This is a genomic window from Cellulomonas sp. Root485 (assembly GCF_001426705.1).
Taxonomy (GTDB): domain Bacteria; phylum Actinomycetota; class Actinomycetes; order Actinomycetales; family Cellulomonadaceae; genus Cellulomonas.
The window spans coordinates 971,298-990,110 of record NZ_LMFC01000002.1; the positions used below are offsets into that span (position 1 = coordinate 971,298).

Consider the following 18,813-nt stretch of genomic DNA (forward strand, 5'->3'; position numbering starts at 1 on the left):
TCGTGCCTGATCCCCTCGTCGCTCCGCTGACCAGCCTCCGACCCGACCCGACAGAGCCGATGTCGGCCCGGCTCGCGGCCATCCTCGCGGGGCTGCGCGACGAGCTCGTCGAGATCCGTCGCGACATCCACGCGCACCCGGAGCTCGGGCGGACCGAGGTCCGGACCACCAAGCTCGTCGCCGAGCGGCTGCGCGCCGCCGGACTCACCCCGCACCTGCTCCCGGGCACCGGCCTGGTCTGCGACATCGGTCCCGGTCCCGCGACCAGCGGTCGCAAGCGGATCGCCCTGCGGGCGGACCTCGACGCGCTGCCCGTGCAGGACACGAGCGGCGTGCCGTGGGCGTCGACGGTCCGCGGGGTCACGCACGCCTGCGGTCATGACGTGCACACCGCCGCGGTCCTGGGCGCCGGGCTGGCGCTCGCGCAGGTCGCCGACGAGCTCCGCACCGGGGTGCGGCTGGTGTTCCAGCCCGCCGAGGAGGTGCAGCCCGGGGGAGCTCTCGACGTGGTCGCGGCGGGCGGGCTGGACGGCGTCGCGGAGATCTACGCGTTCCACTGCGACCCCAAGGTCGACGTCGGCCAGGTCGGGACGCGCATCGGGCCCATCACGTCCGCGAGCGACGAGGTGACCGTGACCATCTCCGGGCCGGGCGGTCACACGTCGCGACCGCACCTGACCGGTGACGTCGTCTTCGCGCTCGGACAGGTCATCACGCAGGTGCCGGCGATCCTCGGCCGACGTCTGGACCCGCGCTCGGGGGTCAACCTCACCTGGGGCGCGGTGCAGGCAGGGTCGGCGCACAACGCGATCCCCTCGACGGGCACGGTCAAGGGCACGCTGCGGTGCCTCGAGGTGCGCGCCTGGGAGAAGGCGTCGGAGGTGTTCCACTCCGCGGTCGAGCAGGTCGTCGCGCCGCTGGGCGTGACCGTCGACGTCCGGCACCACCGCGGGGTGCCGCCGGTGGAGAACGCGGAGCACGCGACGGGGATCCTGGAGGCCGCCGCGCGCGACGTCCTGGGTGCCGGGTCGGTGCTGCTGACGGAGCAGTCGCTGGGCGGCGAGGACTTCGCCTGGTACCTGACCAAGGTGCCCGGGGCGATGGCCCGCCTGGGCACGCGGACGCCCGGTGGCCACACGTTCGACATCCACCAGGGCGACCTGCGCGTCGACGAGCGTGCGGTCGAGACCGGCGCGCTGCTCCTCGCGCGGACGGCTGTTCTCGCGGGCTGAGACGGAACGTCCGTCACCTGGGCGAACACATACCAAGTCGGTAACGGAACCTGGGCGGATACCAGTCGGTAACCTGCGCGACACGTCCTGATCGTTATGGTCCGAGAATCAATGCCGGGCAGCCCCAGACCTTGTGGCGGCACACCGTCGTGCCATCCGCACGGTCGGCCCAGCCGGACCGGCTGCTGACGAGATTCAGGAGAGTCGCGTGAAGAAGATCATTCGAGTGGCCGCGCTCGGCGGGGCGGTCGCCCTCGCGCTTGCGGCGTGTGGCAGTGCTCCGGAGGACACCACCGAGACGTCCGGCGGCGAGACGTCCGCCGAGACCGTCGACTTCAAGGCCTGCATGGTCTCCGACGCCGGTGGCTTCGACGACAAGTCGTTCAACCAGGCCGGCTTCGAGGGCCTGACCCAGGCCCAGGACGAGCTCGGCATCGAGGTCGCCAGCGTCGAGTCCGCTGCCGACACCGACTACACGCCGAACATCGACAGCCTGGTCGCCGAGAACTGCGACCTGATCATCGGCGTCGGCTTCCTCCTCGAGGACCCGATCCAGACGGCCGCCGAGGCGAACCCGGACATCAACTTCGCCCTCGTCGACAGCTCGTTCTCCGACGCCGACTTCGCTCCGGTCACCCTGGACAACGGCAAGCCGATCCTCTTCGACACCGCGCAGGCCGCCTACCTCGCCGGCTACGCCGCCGCGGCGACCTCCACCACCGGCAAGGTCGCGACCTTCGGTGGCATCCAGATCCCGTCCGTCACCATCTTCATGGACGGCTTCGCGGACGGCATCGCCAAGTTCAACGAGGACAACGGCGGCTCGGTGCAGCTGCTCGGCTGGGACAAGGCCACGCAGCAGGGCGTCTTCGCCGGCAACTTCGACAGCCAGGACGACGGCAAGAACATCGGCCAGTCCTTCATCGACCAGGGCGCGGACATCATCATGCCCGTCGCCGGTCCGGTCGGTCTGGGCACCGCGTCCGTCGCGCAGACGGCCGGCAACGTCGCGATCATCGGTGTCGACGCCGACTGGTTCGAGACCACCGAGTACGGCCCGATCGTCATGACCTCGGTCATGAAGGAGATCGGCCCGGCCGTCTTCGACACGATCAGCGAGGCCGTCGACGGCAGCTTCAGCTCCGACCCGTACGTCGGCACGCTGGAGAACGAGGGCCTCGGCCTGGCGCCGTTCCACGACTTCGAGTCGAAGGTCCCCGCGGACGTCGTCACGAAGCTCGACGAGCTCAAGGCGTCGATCATCTCCGGCGACATCGTCGTGGAGTCCGACGCGTCCCCGAAGTGATCTGACGCAGGACCGCAGGACGACGGCCCGGGCCCAGCGCCCGGGCCGTCGGCCTGTCCAGCACCGACCTCGCGAGGGGGATGGATAGTGTCTGAGGACAGTCGTGACGTCGAAGGAGACGACCGGTGAAGCTGGAGCTGCAGGGCATCACCAAGACCTTCGGGTCGTTGGTCGCCAACGACCACATCGACCTCGTCGTCGAGCCGGGTGAGATCCACGCGCTGCTCGGGGAGAACGGTGCCGGCAAGAGCACGCTGATGAACGTGCTGTACGGGCTGTACGACCCCGACGGTGGCCAGATCCTCGTCGACGACGTGCCCGTGACGTTCGCCGGGCCCGGCGACGCGATGGCCGCCGGCATCGGCATGGTCCACCAGCACTTCATGCTCGTCCCGGTGTTCACCGTCGCGGAGAACGTGGTCCTCGGCCACGAGCCCGTGCGCGGCGCCGGGCTGATCGACCTTCCCGAGGCACGTCGCCGCGTCAAGGAGATCTCCGACCGGTTCGGCTTCCACGTCGACCCCGATGCGTACATCGAGGACCTGCCCGTCGGCGTCCAGCAGCGCGTCGAGATCATCAAGGCGCTGTCCCGGCAGGCCAAGGTGCTCATCCTCGACGAGCCCACGGCCGTGCTCACGCCGCAGGAGACCGACGAGCTGATCGTGATCATGCGCCAGCTCAAGGAGTCCGGGACGTCGATCGTCTTCATCACCCACAAGCTGCGCGAGGTCCGTGCCGTCGCCGACCGGATCACCGTCATCCGGCGCGGCAAGGTGGTCGGCAGCGCCGAGCCGACGTCGACCGAGACCGAGCTCGCCTCGCTCATGGTCGGACGCTCGGTGTCCCTGGGGGTCGCGCGCACCGCGGCGGTGCCCGGCGAGGCGACCGTCCAGGTCCGCCACCTGACCGTCATCGACGACGCGGGCGTCCGGCAGCTCGACGACATCTCGTTCGACGTGGCCCGCGGCGAGATCGTCTCGATCGCCGGCGTCCAGGGCAACGGGCAGACCGAGCTCACCGAGGTCATGCTCGGGCTGCAGACGCCCGTGGCCGGGTCCGTGCTGCTCGACGGCGTCGAGCTGGTGGGCAGGTCCGTCAAGGACGTGCTCGCCGCCGGTCTCGGGTTCGTCCCGGAGGACCGCTCGACCGACGGGGTCATCGCCGACTTCTCCATCGCCGAGAACCTCATCCTCGACCTGCACCGCAACGAGCCCTTCGCCCGGGGTGTCGCGCTGAAGCCCGCCGCCGTGCGGGCCAACGCCGAGAAGCGGATCGCCGAGTTCGACGTCCGCACCGGCTCGATCGACGCGCACGCGAGCACCCTGTCCGGCGGCAACCAGCAGAAGGTCGTGCTGGCACGCGAGATGTCCCGGCCGCTGCGGCTGCTCATCGCGTCGCAGCCGACCCGCGGCCTCGACGTCGGCTCGATCGAGTTCGTGCACTCCCGGATCGTCGAGGAGCGCGACAACGGGACCCCCGTGATCATCGTGTCCACCGAGCTCGACGAGGTCCTCGCGCTCGCGGACCGCATCCTCGTCATGTACCGCGGGCGGATCGTCGGTGACGTGCCGGGCGGCACGGACCGCGACGTGCTGGGTCTGATGATGGCCGGCGTGCCGCTGGAGGACGCCGTGCGGCAGGCCGCCGAGCACCACACGACCCTCGGGGAGGCCGACCTCGAGGCCGAACCGACGACCACCGCCGAGACGGCGATCCCCCAGGAGGAGCTGTGAGCAGCCAGACGCCGGCCCCGCTGCCGGACGCCCAGGTCCCGCCGCCCGGGCAGACCGGTGTCGTCGAGCCGACGGAGGAGTCCGACGGAGGCCGCCGCATCCTGCACGAGATGCTGACGAGCAGCTGGCTCGTGTCGGTGCTCGCGGTGGTGCTGGCGCTGGTCCTCGGCGGCCTGCTCATCGCGGCGGCCGACGCCGAGGTGCAGGCGGCAGCGAGCTACTTCTTCTCGCGCCCCGGGGACCTGATCTCCGCGGCGTGGACGGCGGTCTCCGAGGCCTACGCGGCGCTGTTCGCCGGGGCGATCTACGACCCGCGGGCCGAGACGTTCGCCCGGGCGATCCGGCCGCTGACCGAGACGCTCACCGTCGCGACGCCCCTGATCCTCGCCGGTCTCGGCCTGGGCATCGGGTTCCGGGCCGGTCTGTTCAACATCGGTGCCCAGGGCCAGATCATCCTCGGTGGCATCTTCGCCGGGTTCATCGGGTTCACGTTCGACCTCCCGTTCCCCCTGCACCTGCTGCTCTGCGTCATCGGCGCCGCGCTCGGTGGCGCCCTGTGGGCGGGCATCGCCGGTGTGCTCAAGGCGCGCACGGGTGCGCACGAGGTCATCGTCACGATCATGCTCAACAACATCGCGATCTACCTGGTCGCGTACCTGCTGAGCATCGACGCGTTCCAGCGACCGGGCAGCAACAACCCGGTCAGCCCGCCCATCCCGGACAGCGCGGCGTACCCGTTGCTGCTGGGCAGCGGCTACCGGCTGCACGCCGGCTTCCTGGTCGCCATCGCCGCCGCGGTGTTCACCTGGTGGCTGATGGAGCGCTCGACCATCGGCTTCCGGTTCCGCGCGGTCGGCTCCAACCCCAACGCTGCGCGCACCGCCGGCATCTCGGTGAACGCGACCTACGTGTGGGTCATGCTCACGGCCGGTGCGTTCGCGGGGCTCGCAGGCTCCGCGCAGGTGCTCGGCACGGAGCGGGTCCTCACCGCCGGGGTCGCGGCCAGCTACGGGTTCGACGCGATCACGGTCGCCCTGCTCGGTCGCTCCAAGCCGCTGGGCACGGTCTTCGCGGGCATCCTGTTCGGCGCCCTGCGCGCCGGCGGCGTGGTCATGCAGGCCCGCACCGGGACGCCCATCGACATCGTGCTCGTCGTGCAGTCCCTCATCGTCCTGTTCATCGCGGCCCCGCCGCTGGTCCGGGCGGTGTTCCGCCTGCCGTCACCGGACACGCCACGCGCCCCGAAGCCGGTCGTCCCCGTCACCGCGAAGGAGGTCAGCGCATGAGCGCCCCCACGATCGATGCGACGTCGGCGTCGGCCCGTCCCGCCTCCGAGCTGGTCCTGCCCCCGATCAAGTGGCACGCACCGATCACCTACGCGGCGGTCGCGCTGCTCGGGCTCGTGGTCTTCGGGCTGCTCGCACCGACCGGCGAGCACAGCACGTTCGCCGTCTCGACGACGCGCGACTTCATCCAGTTCACGCCGTTCTCCGTGCCGTCGAAGCTGACCGCGATCATCCTGTGCCTCGCGGCGCTCGCGCTCGCCGGGGTGTCGTTCTACGAGACGCGCCGCCGGGAGAAGGCGGGCGCCTGGCTGCCGATCACCTACGGGTTCCTCATGGTGTTCGCGTTCCTGGTGTGGGCCGTCGCGGGCAAGGACAGCGGGCTGCCGCTCACCGGACTGCTGCAGGGGTCGCTGTTCCTCGCGATCCCGCTGGTGTTCGGGGCGCTCGCGGGTCTGCTCTGCGAGCGGTCCGGCATCATCAACATCGCCATCGAGGGGCAGCTGCTGGGCGGGGCGTTCCTCGCGTCCGTCGTCGCCACCCTCACCGGCAGCGCCTACGCGGGCCTCATCGCCGCGCCCGTCGCGGGCGCCCTGGTGGGCCTGCTGCTGGTGCTGTTCTCGATCAAGTACGTGGTCAACCAGATCATCGTCGGCGTCGTGCTGAACGTGCTGGTGATCGGCGTGACCAGCTACCTGTTCTCCACGGTGCTCAAGGAGAACCCGGACACCTGGAACAACCCGCCCGGGCTGCCGGTCATCAGCATCCCGGTGCTCTCGCAGATCCCGATCCTCGGACCGGTCCTGTTCCGGCAGACCGCGCTCGTCTACATCATGTACGTCGTCGTGATCGTGCTGCAGATCATGGTCTTCCGGTCCCGCTGGGGCCTGCGGCTGCGGTCCGTCGGCGAGCACCCGAAGGCGGCGGACACGGTCGGCATCAAGGTCAACCGCACCCGGCTGCGCGCCACGGTGCTCGGCGGCGCGGTGGCCGGGCTCGGCGGGGCGTTCTTCACCGTCGCGGCGGGGCTGGCGTTCGGCAAGGAGATGACCAACGGCAAGGGGTACATCGCGCTCGCCGCGATGATCCTCGGGCGGTGGAGCCCGAAGGGTGCGCTGGCAGCCGCGCTGCTGTTCGGGTTCGCCAACAACCTGCAGCTCCAGCTGAGCATCATCCAGACGCCGATCCCCAGCCAGATCATGCTGATGACGCCCTACATCGTGACGATCTTCGCCGTCGCGGGGCTCGTCGGACGGGTGCGCCCGCCGGCCGCCGAAGGAATCCCCTACACGAAGTGAGTGCTGTGAACATCGACTGGGACGCCCTCCGGGCGGCCGCCACGGACGTCATGCACAAGGCGTACGCGCCGTACTCGAGCTTCCCGGTCGGGGCAGCCGCCCTGGTCGACGACGGACGCGTGGTCGTCGGCTGCAACGTCGAGAACGCCTCGTACGGGGTCACGCTGTGCGCCGAGTGCTCGCTCGTCTCGGCGCTGACCGTCTCCGGCGGCGGGCGCCTGGTGGCGTTCACGTGCGTCGACAAGCACGGCACCGTGCTCATGCCCTGCGGCCGGTGCCGGCAGCTGCTGTGGGAGCACGGGGGAGCGCGGCTGCTCGTGGAGACCGTGCACGGCGTCAAGCCGATGACCGAGGTGCTCCCGGACGCCTTCGGGCCCGCTGACCTGGAGGAACGCGCATGACCGAGTCATTCGACGCCGTCGACGTCATCGTCGCCAAGCGGGACGGGCACCGGCTGTCCGACGCGCAGATCGACTGGGTCATCGACGCGTACACGCGCGGGGTCGTCGCCGAGGAGCAGATGTCGGCGCTGAACATGGCGATCCTGCTCAACGGCATGGACCGCGCCGAGATCGCCCGCTGGACCGCCGCGATGATCGCGAGCGGCGAGCGGATGGACTTCTCGGGCCTGTCCCGGCCGACCGCGGACAAGCACTCGACCGGCGGGGTGGGCGACAAGATCACGCTGCCGCTCGCGCCGCTCGTGGCCGTGTTCGGGGTGGCCGTCCCGCAGCTGTCGGGCCGCGGTCTGGGCCACACCGGCGGCACGCTGGACAAGCTCGAGTCGATCCCCGGCTGGCGGGCCGCCCTGAGCAACGACGAGATGATGGCGCAGCTCGACGACGTCGGCGCGGTCATCTGCCAGGCCGGGTCCGGGCTCGCGCCCGCCGACCGCAAGCTCTACGCGCTGCGCGACGTGACCGGCACGGTCGAGGCGATCCCGCTCATCGCGAGCTCGATCATGAGCAAGAAGATCGCCGAGGGCACCGGTGCGCTGGTGCTCGACGTCAAGGTGGGCTCCGGGGCGTTCATGAAGGACGTCGACCGCGCCCGCGAGCTGGCCCGGACGATGGTCGCGCTCGGCACCGACGCCGGGGTGCGGACCGTCGCGCTGCTCACCGACATGTCGACGCCGCTCGGGCTGACCGCCGGCAACGCGCTGGAGGTCCGCGAGTCGGTCGAGGTGCTGGCCGGTGGGGGACCCGCGGACGTCGTGGAGCTCACGGTCGCGCTGGCCCGGGAGATGCTCGCGGCTGCCGGCCGGCCCGAGGACGACGTGGCCGCCGCGCTGCAGGACGGGCGGGCCATGGACGCGTGGAAGCGGATGATCGCCGCGCAGGGCGGCGACCCGGACGCGACCCTGCCGGTGGCCCGGGAGACGTCGCAGCTGCTCGCGGACACCGACGGCGTGCTCGCCGAGCTGGACGCGTACGCCGTCGGCATCGCCGCGTGGCGGCTCGGTGCGGGACGCGCCCGCAAGGAGGACCCGGTGCAGGCCGGTGCGGGCGTCGAGCTGCACGCCAAGCCCGGGGACACCGTGCGGGCCGGCCAGCCGCTGATGACGCTGCACACCGACACCCCCGACCGGTTCGGTCGTGCGCTCGACGCGCTGGCCGGCGCGGTCGTCATCGCTCCCGCCGGCGCTGTCGTGCCCGTCCGGCCGCTCGTGATCGACCGGATCGACGCCTGATCCCTCGCGGCGTCGCGCGGACGGGGGCACGATGGACGGATGAGCACCGTGCCCGGAAGTGACGCGTGGAAGGACGCCGGCCTCGCGCCGGTGGACCCGGACGGTCCGCGGAGCCTGACGGACGAGACGGACGACGCCGCGGACCCGGAAGAGTACGAGCCGGGGTTCGCGCGCGCAGACCGCGACGGGCGCGCCGACGAGGCGGACGTCGTCGAGCAGGACACCGAGGTGCCCGCCGATGATGAGGATGCTGACACCTGAGCCCGTTCCTGGTGGTCCGTCCCGGTACGGTGAGCCCATGACCTCCCCCTCCGAGCCCTCGGTGGCTGACGCCCCCAGCGACCCGTCCGAGGCCACCGACCCCGTGGACCAGACGGCCGCCCTCGTCGCGCTGATCCCGACCCTGCCCAAGGTCGTGCTGCACGACCACCTCGACGGGGGGCTGCGTCCCGCGACGATCATCGAGCTCGCCGCCGAGATCGGCCACGAGCTGCCCGCGACGGATGCTGACGAGCTGGGCCGCTGGTTCGTCGAGGCCGCCAGCTCCGGGACGCTCGAGCGCTACCTGGAGACGTTCGACCACACGGTCGCCGTGATGCAGACCGAGGACGGGCTGCGCCGGGTCGCCCGCGAGTCGGCGATCGACCTGGCCGCCGACGGCGTCGTGTACGCCGAGCAGCGGTACGCGCCCGAGCAGCACCTGGCCCAGGGGCTGACGCTCCAGCAGGTGGTCGACGCCGTGCAGGCCGGGTTCGCCGAGGGGATCGCCGAGGCCGCGGCGGCGGGTCACTCGATCCGGATCGGCACCCTCATCACCGCGATGCGCCACGCCGACCGTGGCGACGAGATCGCCGCGCTCGCCCTGGAGAACCGGGACAACGGCGTGGTCGGCTTCGACATCGCCGGCGCCGAGGACGGGTTCCCGCCGTCGCGGCACGCCTCGGCGTTCACCACGCTCGCGGAGGCCGACTTCCCGGCCACCGTGCACGCGGGCGAGGCGGCCGGCGTCGAGTCGATCGCGGAGGCCGTGCACGTGGCGCACGCCTGCCGGATCGGGCACGGCGTGCGGCTCATCGAGGACGTCACCACCGACGAGCTCGGCGACCGGCTGGGCACGCTCGCCCACTGGGTCCGCGACCGTCGCATCCCGCTCGAGCTGTGCCCGTCGTCCAACGTGCAGACGGGCGCCGCCGAGTCGGTGGCCACCCACCCCGTCACGCGGCTGCGCAACCTCGGCTTCGCCGTCACTGTGAACACCGACAACCGGCTGCAGTCCGGGACGTCCATGACCCGCGAGCTGACGCTGCTGGTCGAGGAGGCCGGTTGGGACCTCGTCGACCTGCGCGACGTGGCGGTCACGGCGGCGGCGCACTCGTTCCTGCACCACGACGAGCGGTCCGCCCTGATCGACCAGGTCATCCGCCCGGCGTACGCGTCGGCCCGGGGCGGCCGCCACCGCGCCTGACCCGAGGCGACCCGCGGACGTGCCGCGGCGAGAACGCCATGGGACGCGCCACCGCACCGGATGACGCGCCCCATGGCGTTCTCGTCGGCTAGATCAGGCCCTTCGTGTGCCAGACGGTCTTCGTCTCCACGAACGCCGTGATGCGGTCGAGCGACGGGGCCGCCGCGTCCGGACCGTTCTCGGGCGGCAGGACGCGCTTGAGCGTGTCGGCCGCCGCGATCTGCAGGTCGATCCACTCCAGGTCGCCGGCGCCCACGAGGTCGAGGGCGTTGACGTCCTGGTGGCTGGCCAGCCACGGCGCGATCTCCGCGGGGGAGCCCGTGAGCACGTTGACCACGCCCTTGGGCACGTCGCTCGTCGCGAGGACCTCCGCCAGGCTGATCGCGGACAGCGGCAGCCTCTCGCTGGCCACCACGACGACCGTGTTGCCGGCGACCAGCGCGGGAGCGACCGCGGACACCAGCCCGAGCAGCGACGAGTCCTGCGGCGCGATGATCGCGACGACACCCGTCGGCTCCGGCACGGAGATGTTGAAGTACGGCCCGGACACCGGGTTGGCGTTGCCGGCCACCTGCGCGTACTTGTCGGTCCAGCCCGCGTACCAGACCCAGCGGTCGATCGCGGTGTCCACCTGCGCGGACGCGACGGCCGTGGTCACGCCCTCGGCGTCGACGATCTCGGCGACGAACTGCGCCCGCCGGCCCTCGAGGAGCTCGGCGATCCGGTAGAGCACCTGGCCGCGGTTGTACGCGGTCGCCCCCGACCAGCCGCCGACGGCAGCGCGGGCGGCGACCACCGCGTCGCGGGCGTCCTTGCGCGACGCCTTGGCAGCGTTGGCGAGGAACGCGCCCTTCGCGCTGACGATCTCGTAGGTGCGGCCCGACTCGCTGCGCGGGAACGCCCCGCCGATGTACAGCTTGTAGGTCTTCGGGACGGCGAGGCGGGTCACTTGGTGGCTCCCTTGCTGACGGTCTTGCGCGCGGTCGCGGAGGGCAGGGCGACGGTGGGTGCCGAGGTCTTCAGGTACGCGGCGATGCCGTGGCGGCCACCCTCGCGGCCGTAGCCGGACTCCTTGTAGCCGCCGAACGGGCTCGACGGGTCGAACCGGTTGAACGTGTTGGCCCAGACGACGCCCGCGCGGAGCTTGTCGGCGACGGCCAGGATGCGGCTGCCCTTGTCGGTCCAGATGCCCGCGGACAGGCCGTACGGGGTGTTGTTGGCCTTGGCGACGGCCTCCGCGGGGGTGCGGAACGTGAGCACGCTGAGCACCGGCCCGAAGATCTCCTCGCGGGCGATCCGGTGGCTGGTGGACACGTTGGTGAAGATCGTCGGTGCGAACCAGAACCCGTTCTCCGGGATGGTGCACGCGGCGGTCCACCGCTCGGCACCCTCGGCCTCGCCGACGTCGCTCAGCTCCCGGATCCGCTCCAGCTGCTCGGCGCTGTTGATGGCGCCGATGTCGGTGTTCTTGTCGAGCGGGTCGCCCAGGCGCAAGGTCGACAGGCGCGTCTTGAGGCGGTCGATGACCTCGTCGTGGATCGACTCCTGGACCAGCAGGCGGCTGCCAGCGCAGCAGACGTGGCCCTGGTTGAAGAAGATGCCGTTGACGATGCCCTCGATGGCCTGGTCGATGGGGGCGTCGTCGAACACGATGTTCGCTGCCTTGCCACCCAGCTCCAGGGTCAGCTTCTTGTTCGTCCCCGCGACGGACCGCGCGATCGCGCGACCGACCGACGTCGACCCGGTGAACGCGACCTTGTCGACGTCGCCGTGGCCGACGAGCGCTGCCCCGGTCTCGCCCGCACCGGTGATGATGTTGACGACGCCGGGCGGCAGGTCGGCCTGCTGCACGATCTCCGCGAACAGCAGCGCCGTCAGCGACGTGGTCTCGGCGGGCTTCAGCACGACCGTGTTCCCGGCGGCGAGGGCGGGCGCGATCTTCCACGCCAGCATGAGCAGCGGGAAGTTCCACGGGATCACCTGCGCGGCGACCCCGAGCGGTGCGGGGGCGGCGCCGAGGCCGACGTGGTCCAGCTTGTCGGCCCAGCCGGCGTAGTAGAAGAACCAGGCGGCCACGAGCGGGACGTCGACGTCGCGGCTCTCCTTGATGGGCTTGCCGTTGTCGAGGCTCTCCGCCACGGCGAGCTCGCGGCTGCGCTCCTGGACGAGGCGAGCGATCCGGAACAGGTACTTGCCGCGGTCCGCACCCGACATGCGCGACCAGGTGCGGTCGTAGGCGCGACGGGCGGCGGCCACGGCGGCGTCGACGTCGGACGCGTCGGCGTGCGCGATGGTCGCGAGGTGCTTCTCGGTGGCCGGCGAGATGGAGGCGAACGGCGTGCCGTGGCCCTCCCGGAACTCGCCGTCGATGAACAGGCCGTAGGAGTCGCGCAGGTTCAGGATCGCCTGCGACTCGGGCGCAGGGGCGTACTCGAGGAATGACATCTGTGGGCCCTTCAGTCGATCGTCACGTAGTCGGGGCCGGAGTAGTGCCCGGTCGTCATCTTCTGGCGCTGCAGCAGCACGTCGTTGAGCAGGCTCGACGCGCCGAACCGGAACAGGTGCGGGGTCAGCCACTCCTCCCCGACCGTCTCCGCGACCGTCACCAGGTACTTGATCGCGTCCTTCGAGGCGCGGATGCCACCGGCGGGCTTGACGCCGACCTTCTCGCCGCTGAGCCGGTGCCAGTCGCGCACGACCTCCAGCATGAGCAGCGTGACCGGCAGCGTCGCGGCGGGCGCGACCTTGCCGGTGGACGTCTTGATGAAGTCGCCGCCCGCCAGGATGCCCAGCCACGAGGCGCGGCGGACGTTGTCGTAGGTGTTCAGCTCACCGGTCTCGAGGATCACCTTGAGGTGCGCGTAGGTGCCGTCCGCGCGGCGGCAGGCCTCCTTGACGGCCACGATCTCGTCGTAGACCTGGCCGTACCGGCCCGACAGGAACGCCCCGCGGTCGATGACCATGTCGATCTCGTCGGCACCCGCGGCGACCGCGTCGGCGGTGTCCTCGAGCTTGATCGACCGCGAGGAGCGGCCGCTCGGGAACGCGGTGGCCACGGCGGCGACGGCGATCTTGCCCTGGTCCGGGTCGCCGTGCGCGGTGCCCAGCGCCTGGACCGCGTGCGGGACCATGTCGCCGTACACGCAGACCGCGGCGACCCGCGGGCACGTCGGGTCGGACGCGTCGGGCGTGACCGCCTTGGCGACGAGCGAGCGCACCTTGCCGGGGGTGTCCGCGCCCTCGAGCGTGGTCAGGTCGATGAGCCCGATGATGCGGTCCAGCGCCCAGGCTTTCGACGTGGTCTTGATCGAGCGCGTCCCGAGGCCGGCCGCCCGCTGCTCCAGCCCGACGGCGTCGACGCCGGGGATGCCGTGCAGGTAGCGACGCAGGTTGGCGTCGTTCGCCTCGCCGCCGAGGAGCGCGATGGCGCGTTCCCCGGGGACGATCTGGGTGCCTGTCATGAAGGGTCCTCGCTGTTCGTGTGCTTCTCGATGAGGTGCGTGGCGGTCTCCTCGTCGGTGACCAGCACCGTGCAGAGGCCGCTGGAGACGACTGCGTCGGCGACCGCGTGCTTCGCTGCGCCGGCGATGACCGCGATGCTGAGCCCCGCCGCGCGCAGGCTCTCCAGCGGGAGGCCGATGGTCCGCTCGTCGAGCCGTTCGTCCACGATCGCACCGGCGGCGTCGACGTACCGACCGACGACGTCACCGACCGCGCCCCGCCGGACGAGCCCTGCGACGTCGTCGGGGGTCAGGTAGCCGCTGTCGACGAGCACGGAGCTCGCGTCGGCGGCCCCGGCGCTGAACAGGTAGGCGTCTGCGCTCGACGCCAGGTCGAGCACGGCGGCGACGGCGCGGTCGGACTCGATGGCGCGCTTGGTCTCCAGCCGTTCGAGGATCGCGGGGCTCGGCAGCAGGGTGGCGTGGCCGCCGGCCTTCTGGGCGATGGCGACGGCGGTGGAGGCTGCGGTTCCGGCCCGGCGGTTCAGGCTGACGCCGCCGTTGATCTGCACCACGTCGACGCCGGTCGCCCAGCCGTCCTCGAGGTGCCGGGAGATGTCGTCCAGCGTGCGCCCCCAGCTGATCCCGAGGGTGCGCGGGACGGGACGCAGCGTGGCGAGGTAGTCGGCGGCGGCCTGCGCGGTGCGCGACTGGAGCTCGTCCTGGTCCTCGACGCCCGAGGTGGACACGACGATCGCGTCGGCGAGGCCGCAGGTCTCGCGCAGCCGGCGCTCGACGGGCAGCCGGCGCGCGCGCGGGTGGACGATCTCGATCCGGATGAAGCCGGAGGCCTTCGCCTGCGCCAGCAGGCGCCCGACCTTCCAGCGGGTGAGCGCCAGGATCGACCCGATCTCGTCCTGGGTCTTGTCCTCCTCGTAGTACAGCTCGGCGGCGCGGATGGACAGCAGCTCGTCCGACTCGATCATGCGGTTCCTCTCACGTCGTTCCACAGTAGGCACCGCTCGCGCGCATCGCAACACTCGTAGCGATCTTTGCTCATATGAGCACGGTCATCCTCCGGGGGACGAATCACCCGATCGGTGGTTGCGCCCGCGATTGACTCACCCGGACCGGTCAGCGACAGTGGGGCAGCCTTCCGGCCGGTGCCGGAGCGGGCACCATGCGAGGGGCAGGCGAGGGGACAGCACGGATGGGACGGTGGGGACGCGGCGGGGTCGCCGCAGTCGTCGTCCTCGGGTTCCTCGCCGCCGGGCTCGGCGTGGGCGCGGCCGTGCGGAACCTCCAGGCCGGCAAGACCGTGGTGGTGCCCGCCGAGTGGCAGTCGGCCTGGAAGGAAGCCCACGTGCGCGAGGGGCAGGACGTGATCCTGGCCTGGGGCGACCTCGCCGGCGCCGACCCGACGCGGGCGGCCGCCGAGGTGCGGTTCGACGCGGCACGGGCGGTCGCCCAGCTCGACGCCCTGTACGCGCTCGACGTGCACGACCTCGACGTGGTCGCCGAGGACGGCGCGATCGCCCAGCACAAGATCGTCGTCGTCGTCGACGGCACCTGGTCAACCGGTCCCGGAGCGCCCGCGAGCTCCGTGGTCGTGCCGGAGAGCGGCGGGCTGGCGCAGACCGAGCGCGGCGCCACCGGCTCCGTCATCGACGGGGTCGGGCTGCTGCGCGTGGACGTCCCGTCGCTGACCGCCCGCGGCCACGAGTCCGCGACCGCCCCGGTGACGGGGGAGCCCACGGTCGTCGGCGGCTCCGAGTTCGACCCGTCCTGGGAGCTGGCCCGCGGGTTCGCGGAGGTCGTGCAGGGCTTCGCCGTCCTCGACACCCCCGGGGGCTTCGCCTCGAACGACGCCGCGACGTTCTGGGCCGCCAGCTCGGCCTACCTGGCCACCGTGGCCGCGCCCGGGGGCATCGGCAACCCCGCGGACCTGATCCGCAGCCCGCAGCTGCACTGGGCGAGCCCCCGGCTCGGCGACGGCAGCTGGCTCCTGCTGCAGTACCTGGCCGAGCGCGACGGCGAGCAGCTGCTCGGGACGATGTGGCGCGAGGCGGAGGCCGGCGAGGACCCGCTCACCACCTACAAGCGTCTGACCGGGCTCAGCCAGGCCGACCTGAACCGCCGCGTCGCGGAGTACGCCATGCGCACCGTGACCTGGGACTTCCTGGACCGCAGCGCGATCGCCGCCGGGGTGGACCGGCTCGACCCGGTCCTGCTCGCCGACCGGACCACCCCCGTCGAGGCCGTCGAGGGCGACCCCGGCCACTACCGGGTGCTCGACGCGTTCGCCCCGTCCGACTACGGCTTCACGATCGTGCGGCTGAAGCCCGACGCCGGGGTGCGGGACATCCGGGTGCGGGTCCGGGGCCACGACGACGCCGCCGACGCGGGTCTGAGCTTCGGTTTCGTCGCGATGCGCGCAGGAGTGCCCCGGTACAGCCCCGTGACCGAGAGCCTCGACGAGCAGATCCAGCTCCGGCTCCGCACGGGCGAGCACGAGGCGTACCTGGTGGTCGTCGGCACCCCGACGGTGAACCACGGGCACAGCGGGGGCGACGCGTACGGCGAGGTCGCCCGCTACGCGTACGAGTTCCGGGTGTCGGGTGCGACGGTGGCCGACGACCTCCCCGACCCGGCCACCCTCGGTGGTCACCGGCACGTCAACGGCGGTGGCTTCGTGGACGACACCGCGACGGTCGACCCGACCGCCTACGTCGGTCCCGACGCCGTGGTCCGCGGAGACGCGCAGGTCCTCGGCGGTGCGCGCATCGAGGGCCGGGCGTGGGTCGAGGAGGGCGCGGTCGTCGAGGGTGCGGCGGTCGTGCGGGACGTGGCCATCGTCCGGTCCGGCGCGCACCTGAGCGGGACGACGGTCGTGGCCGGGGACGCCGTCGTCGACTTCACGTGCGCGTCGGGGGGCTACGCGACGTTCGACCCGGCGCGCTGGTGCGACGGGCGCGAGGCGTCGCCCGACCTGCTCGGCGCCCCCACCCCGTTCGCGGCGACCGACCTGCTGCTCACCGACGTGCCGGCGCCCACCGTGACGCCGACGCCGGAGCCGTCGGCCCCGACCGAGTCCCCGACGCCGACCCCGGCACCGACCCCCACGGCCCCGCCCAAGCCGCAGCCGACCACGCCCGTCCAGACGCCCACGGCAGGCGGTGTGGAGCCCCCCGAGCCTGTCCCGGCGAGCGCGTGCTCCGCGACGTACACGGTGGTCAACCACTGGACCTCGGACGGCCAGAACTGGTTCCAGGCGGAGGTGGTCGTCACCGGCAGCGGCGCCGGGGTCGACGGGTGGGCCGTCTCCTGGCCGCTCCCGCAAGGGGTCCAGATCGCGGCCGTCTGGAACGCGCGGCTCGGCACCAGCGGCTCGACCGCGACGGCCGAGAACATGAGCTACAACGGCACCCTGCGCGACGGATCCACGACGACGTTCGGCTTCCAGGGGACCGGGCCCGGTGATGCCGGCCTGCAGGTCCCGCAGGTCAGCTGCACCAAGACGCGCTAGATCCCCAGCGCTGACCGCACGTCCCCGGCGACCGCGTCGAGGCGGGTGCGTGCGGCGTGCCGCGCCCGGCCGACGGCCGAGTGGTCCGCGTCCGGGTCGATCGGGACGACGACCTCCAGGTAGCACTTCACCTTGGGCTCGGTCCCGCTGGGTCGCACGATGACCCGGGTGCCGTCCGTGGTGAGCAGGCGCAGGCCCTCGGTGGGCGGCAGCCCGTCGCGGTCGTCCTCGGAGCCCGCGGCCAGGTCGACGACCTCGGTCACGCGGGACCCGGCCAGCGAGGTCGGCGGCCGGCTCCGGATCCGGTGGACGGTCTCGCCGATCTGCGCGAGGTCGGCGAACCGTGCGGAGACCTGGTCGGTCAGGTGCAGGCCGTGCTCGCGGGCGAGGTCGTCGAGCGCGTCGATGACGGTCCGTCCCTCCGCCTTGAGGCGCGCCGCCAGGCCGGCGACGAGCAGCGCCGCGGAGATGCCGTCCTTGTCGCGCACGTGCGCGGGGTCGACGCAGTAGCCGAGCGCCTCCTCGTACCCGAACACGAGACCGTCGACGCGCGAGATCCACTTGAACCCCGTGAGGGTCTGCGCGTGGCGGTAGCCCGCGGCGGTGGCGATCTTGCCGAGCAGGCGCGACGAGACGATCGAGCTGGCGAACGCGGCCCCGTTCTGCGGCGTCGTGCCCGTCAGGCTCTTGCCGAGCAGCGAGCCGGTCTCGTCCCCGTGCAGGATGCGCCAGCCCTCCGCCTCGGCGGTGTCGGGTCCCCGGAAGGAACGGTGGCGCAGGTCCTGGATCCCGACCCCGCAGCGGTCCGCGTCGGGGTCGAGCGCGATCACCAGGTCGGCGCCCTCGTCGCTGGCCAGCCCGATCGCCAGGTCGATCGCGCCGGGCTCCTCGGGGTTGGGGAACGCGACGCTCGGGAAGTCGCCGTCCGGCTCCGCCTGCTCCGGCACCACCACCACGTCGGTGAACCCGGCCTCGGCGAGCACCCGCTGGGCGACCTTGCCGCCGACGCCGTGCAGGGGGGTCAGGACGATGCGCAGGCGCTTGGCGGCGGCCCGGGTGGCGTCGTCGCTGGGGGCCAGCGCGACGACCGACGCCACGTACGCATCGAGCACCTCGGGTCCGAGCACCGTCCAGCCGCTCGCGGCGCGCGGCACGGACGCGACGGACGGGACGTGCGCAATCTCGGCGGCGATCGCCGCGTCGGCCGGCGGCACGATCTGGGCGCCCTGGCCGGAGTCGGTGACCACCCGACCGCCCAGGTAGACCTTGTAGCCGTTGTCCTGCGGGGGGTTGTGCGACGCGGTGACCATGATCCCGGCGTCGGCGTGCAGGTGGCGGACCGCGAAGGCGAGCACGGGGGTGGGCAGCGCCGACGGCAGGACCAGCACCTCGATGCCCACCGCTGTCAGGACGGCCGCCGAGTCGCGCGCGAAGTCGACGGACTTGTGCCGGGCGTCGTACCCGATGACCACGCGCGGGCGGGGGCTGACCCCGTCGAGCTCGCCCAGCAGGTAGTCCGCCAGCCCCGACGCGGCACGGATGACGACCGCACGGTTCATCCGGTGCGGACCGCCGCCCAGCCGGCCGCGCAGGCCCGCGGTGCCGAACTGCAGGAGACCCGAGAACCGGTCGGCCAGCTCCTCGCGCGCGACGGTGCGGGCGTCGATGGCCTGGCGCTGCGTCGGGTCGGGCTCGCGCCCGGGCGCGACCGTCGGCGGCGCGGCGCGGGCCACGTCGAGCAGGCCGCGGAGCTCGTCCGCCGTCTGCGGGTCGGGGTCGTCCTCGATCCACGACTGCACCCGCGCCTCGAGGCCTGCCCATGCGTCGTCGCCGGTCATGG

15 protein-coding genes are annotated in these 18,813 nt (G+C 72.3%); 10 read left to right on the top strand and 5 right to left on the bottom strand.

The window, feature by feature from the left end; translation table 11 throughout:
* Positions 1 to 59 precede the first annotated feature (59 nt).
* The 9 genes from ASD16_RS13050 to ASD16_RS13090 all read left to right on the top strand — a co-directional run bounded on the left by ASD16_RS13050 (position 60) and on the right by ASD16_RS13090 (position 10,007).
* On the top strand, positions 60 to 1,232 hold the full coding sequence (locus ASD16_RS13050; RefSeq protein WP_055917813.1) for an amidohydrolase: 1,173 nt from the start codon (positions 60 to 62) through the stop codon (positions 1,230 to 1,232).
* Between the two features lie 208 nt (positions 1,233 to 1,440).
* The gene (locus ASD16_RS13055) at positions 1,441 to 2,538 is read left to right on the top strand and encodes a BMP family protein (protein WP_055917816.1); all 1,098 of its coding nucleotides are present in this window, start codon (positions 1,441 to 1,443) and stop codon (positions 2,536 to 2,538) included.
* A 125-nt stretch (positions 2,539 to 2,663) separates the two neighbouring features.
* On the top strand, positions 2,664 to 4,271 hold the full coding sequence (locus tag ASD16_RS13060) for an ABC transporter ATP-binding protein (protein ID WP_055917819.1): 1,608 nt from the start codon (positions 2,664 to 2,666) through the stop codon (positions 4,269 to 4,271).
* The gene (locus tag ASD16_RS13065) at positions 4,268 to 5,557 is read left to right on the top strand and encodes an ABC transporter permease (protein ID WP_055917822.1); all 1,290 of its coding nucleotides are present in this window, start codon (positions 4,268 to 4,270) and stop codon (positions 5,555 to 5,557) included. Before ASD16_RS13060 ends, ASD16_RS13065 begins: the two co-directional genes overlap by 4 nt.
* Positions 5,554 to 6,852, top strand: a complete 1,299-nt coding sequence (locus ASD16_RS13070; RefSeq protein ID WP_055917825.1) for an ABC transporter permease — start codon at positions 5,554 to 5,556, stop codon at positions 6,850 to 6,852. The genes ASD16_RS13065 and ASD16_RS13070 overlap by 4 nt, the downstream gene beginning before the upstream one ends.
* Before the next feature lie 5 nt (positions 6,853 to 6,857).
* Positions 6,858 to 7,253, top strand: coding sequence for a cytidine deaminase (locus ASD16_RS13075; RefSeq protein ID WP_082570824.1), 396 nt, complete (start codon positions 6,858 to 6,860; stop codon positions 7,251 to 7,253).
* On the top strand, positions 7,250 to 8,542 hold the full coding sequence (locus ASD16_RS13080) for a thymidine phosphorylase (RefSeq protein ID WP_055917828.1): 1,293 nt from the start codon (positions 7,250 to 7,252) through the stop codon (positions 8,540 to 8,542). The genes ASD16_RS13075 and ASD16_RS13080 overlap by 4 nt, the downstream gene beginning before the upstream one ends.
* 39 nt (positions 8,543 to 8,581) lie before the next feature.
* Entirely contained in the window at positions 8,582 to 8,803 is a 222-nt protein-coding gene (locus tag ASD16_RS13085; protein WP_055917831.1) for a hypothetical protein, read from the top strand.
* A gap of 37 nt (positions 8,804 to 8,840) precedes the next feature.
* Complete coding sequence (locus ASD16_RS13090; protein ID WP_082570825.1) at positions 8,841 to 10,007, top strand: adenosine deaminase; 1,167 nt, start codon at positions 8,841 to 8,843, stop codon at positions 10,005 to 10,007.
* An 88-nt stretch (positions 10,008 to 10,095) separates the two neighbouring features.
* On the opposite strand, the gene ASD16_RS13095 is transcribed toward ASD16_RS13090, so the two are convergent.
* Genes ASD16_RS13095 through ASD16_RS13110 form a run of 4 tightly spaced genes read right to left on the bottom strand, consistent with a single transcriptional unit; the run spans position 10,096 to position 14,433 of the window.
* The gene (locus ASD16_RS13095; protein WP_055917835.1) at positions 10,096 to 10,956 is read right to left on the bottom strand and encodes an aldehyde dehydrogenase family protein; all 861 of its coding nucleotides are present in this window, start codon (positions 10,954 to 10,956) and stop codon (positions 10,096 to 10,098) included.
* Positions 10,953 to 12,452 (bottom strand): aldehyde dehydrogenase family protein, encoded by a 1,500-nt coding sequence (locus ASD16_RS13100; RefSeq protein WP_055917838.1) that lies wholly within the window; start codon positions 12,450 to 12,452, stop codon positions 10,953 to 10,955. Before ASD16_RS13100 ends, ASD16_RS13095 begins: the two co-directional genes overlap by 4 nt.
* Before the next feature lie 11 nt (positions 12,453 to 12,463).
* A complete protein-coding gene (deoC, locus tag ASD16_RS13105) occupies positions 12,464 to 13,468 on the bottom strand; it encodes a deoxyribose-phosphate aldolase (protein WP_055917841.1) in 1,005 nt (334 codons plus the stop codon).
* Positions 13,465 to 14,433, bottom strand: a complete 969-nt coding sequence (locus ASD16_RS13110; protein ID WP_055917844.1) for a sugar-binding transcriptional regulator — start codon at positions 14,431 to 14,433, stop codon at positions 13,465 to 13,467. Before ASD16_RS13110 ends, deoC begins: the two co-directional genes overlap by 4 nt.
* A 224-nt stretch (positions 14,434 to 14,657) precedes the next feature.
* On the opposite strand from ASD16_RS13110, the gene ASD16_RS13115 reads away from it, so the two are divergent.
* The gene (locus ASD16_RS13115; protein ID WP_055917847.1) at positions 14,658 to 16,973 is read left to right on the top strand and encodes a DUF6055 domain-containing protein; all 2,316 of its coding nucleotides are present in this window, start codon (positions 14,658 to 14,660) and stop codon (positions 16,971 to 16,973) included.
* Here ASD16_RS13115 and ASD16_RS13120 read toward each other — a convergent pair.
* On the bottom strand, positions 16,970 to 18,811 hold the full coding sequence (locus ASD16_RS13120) for a phospho-sugar mutase (protein ID WP_055917850.1): 1,842 nt from the start codon (positions 18,809 to 18,811) through the stop codon (positions 16,970 to 16,972). The genes ASD16_RS13115 and ASD16_RS13120 overlap by 4 nt on opposite strands.
* Positions 18,812 to 18,813: the final 2 nt, after the last annotated feature.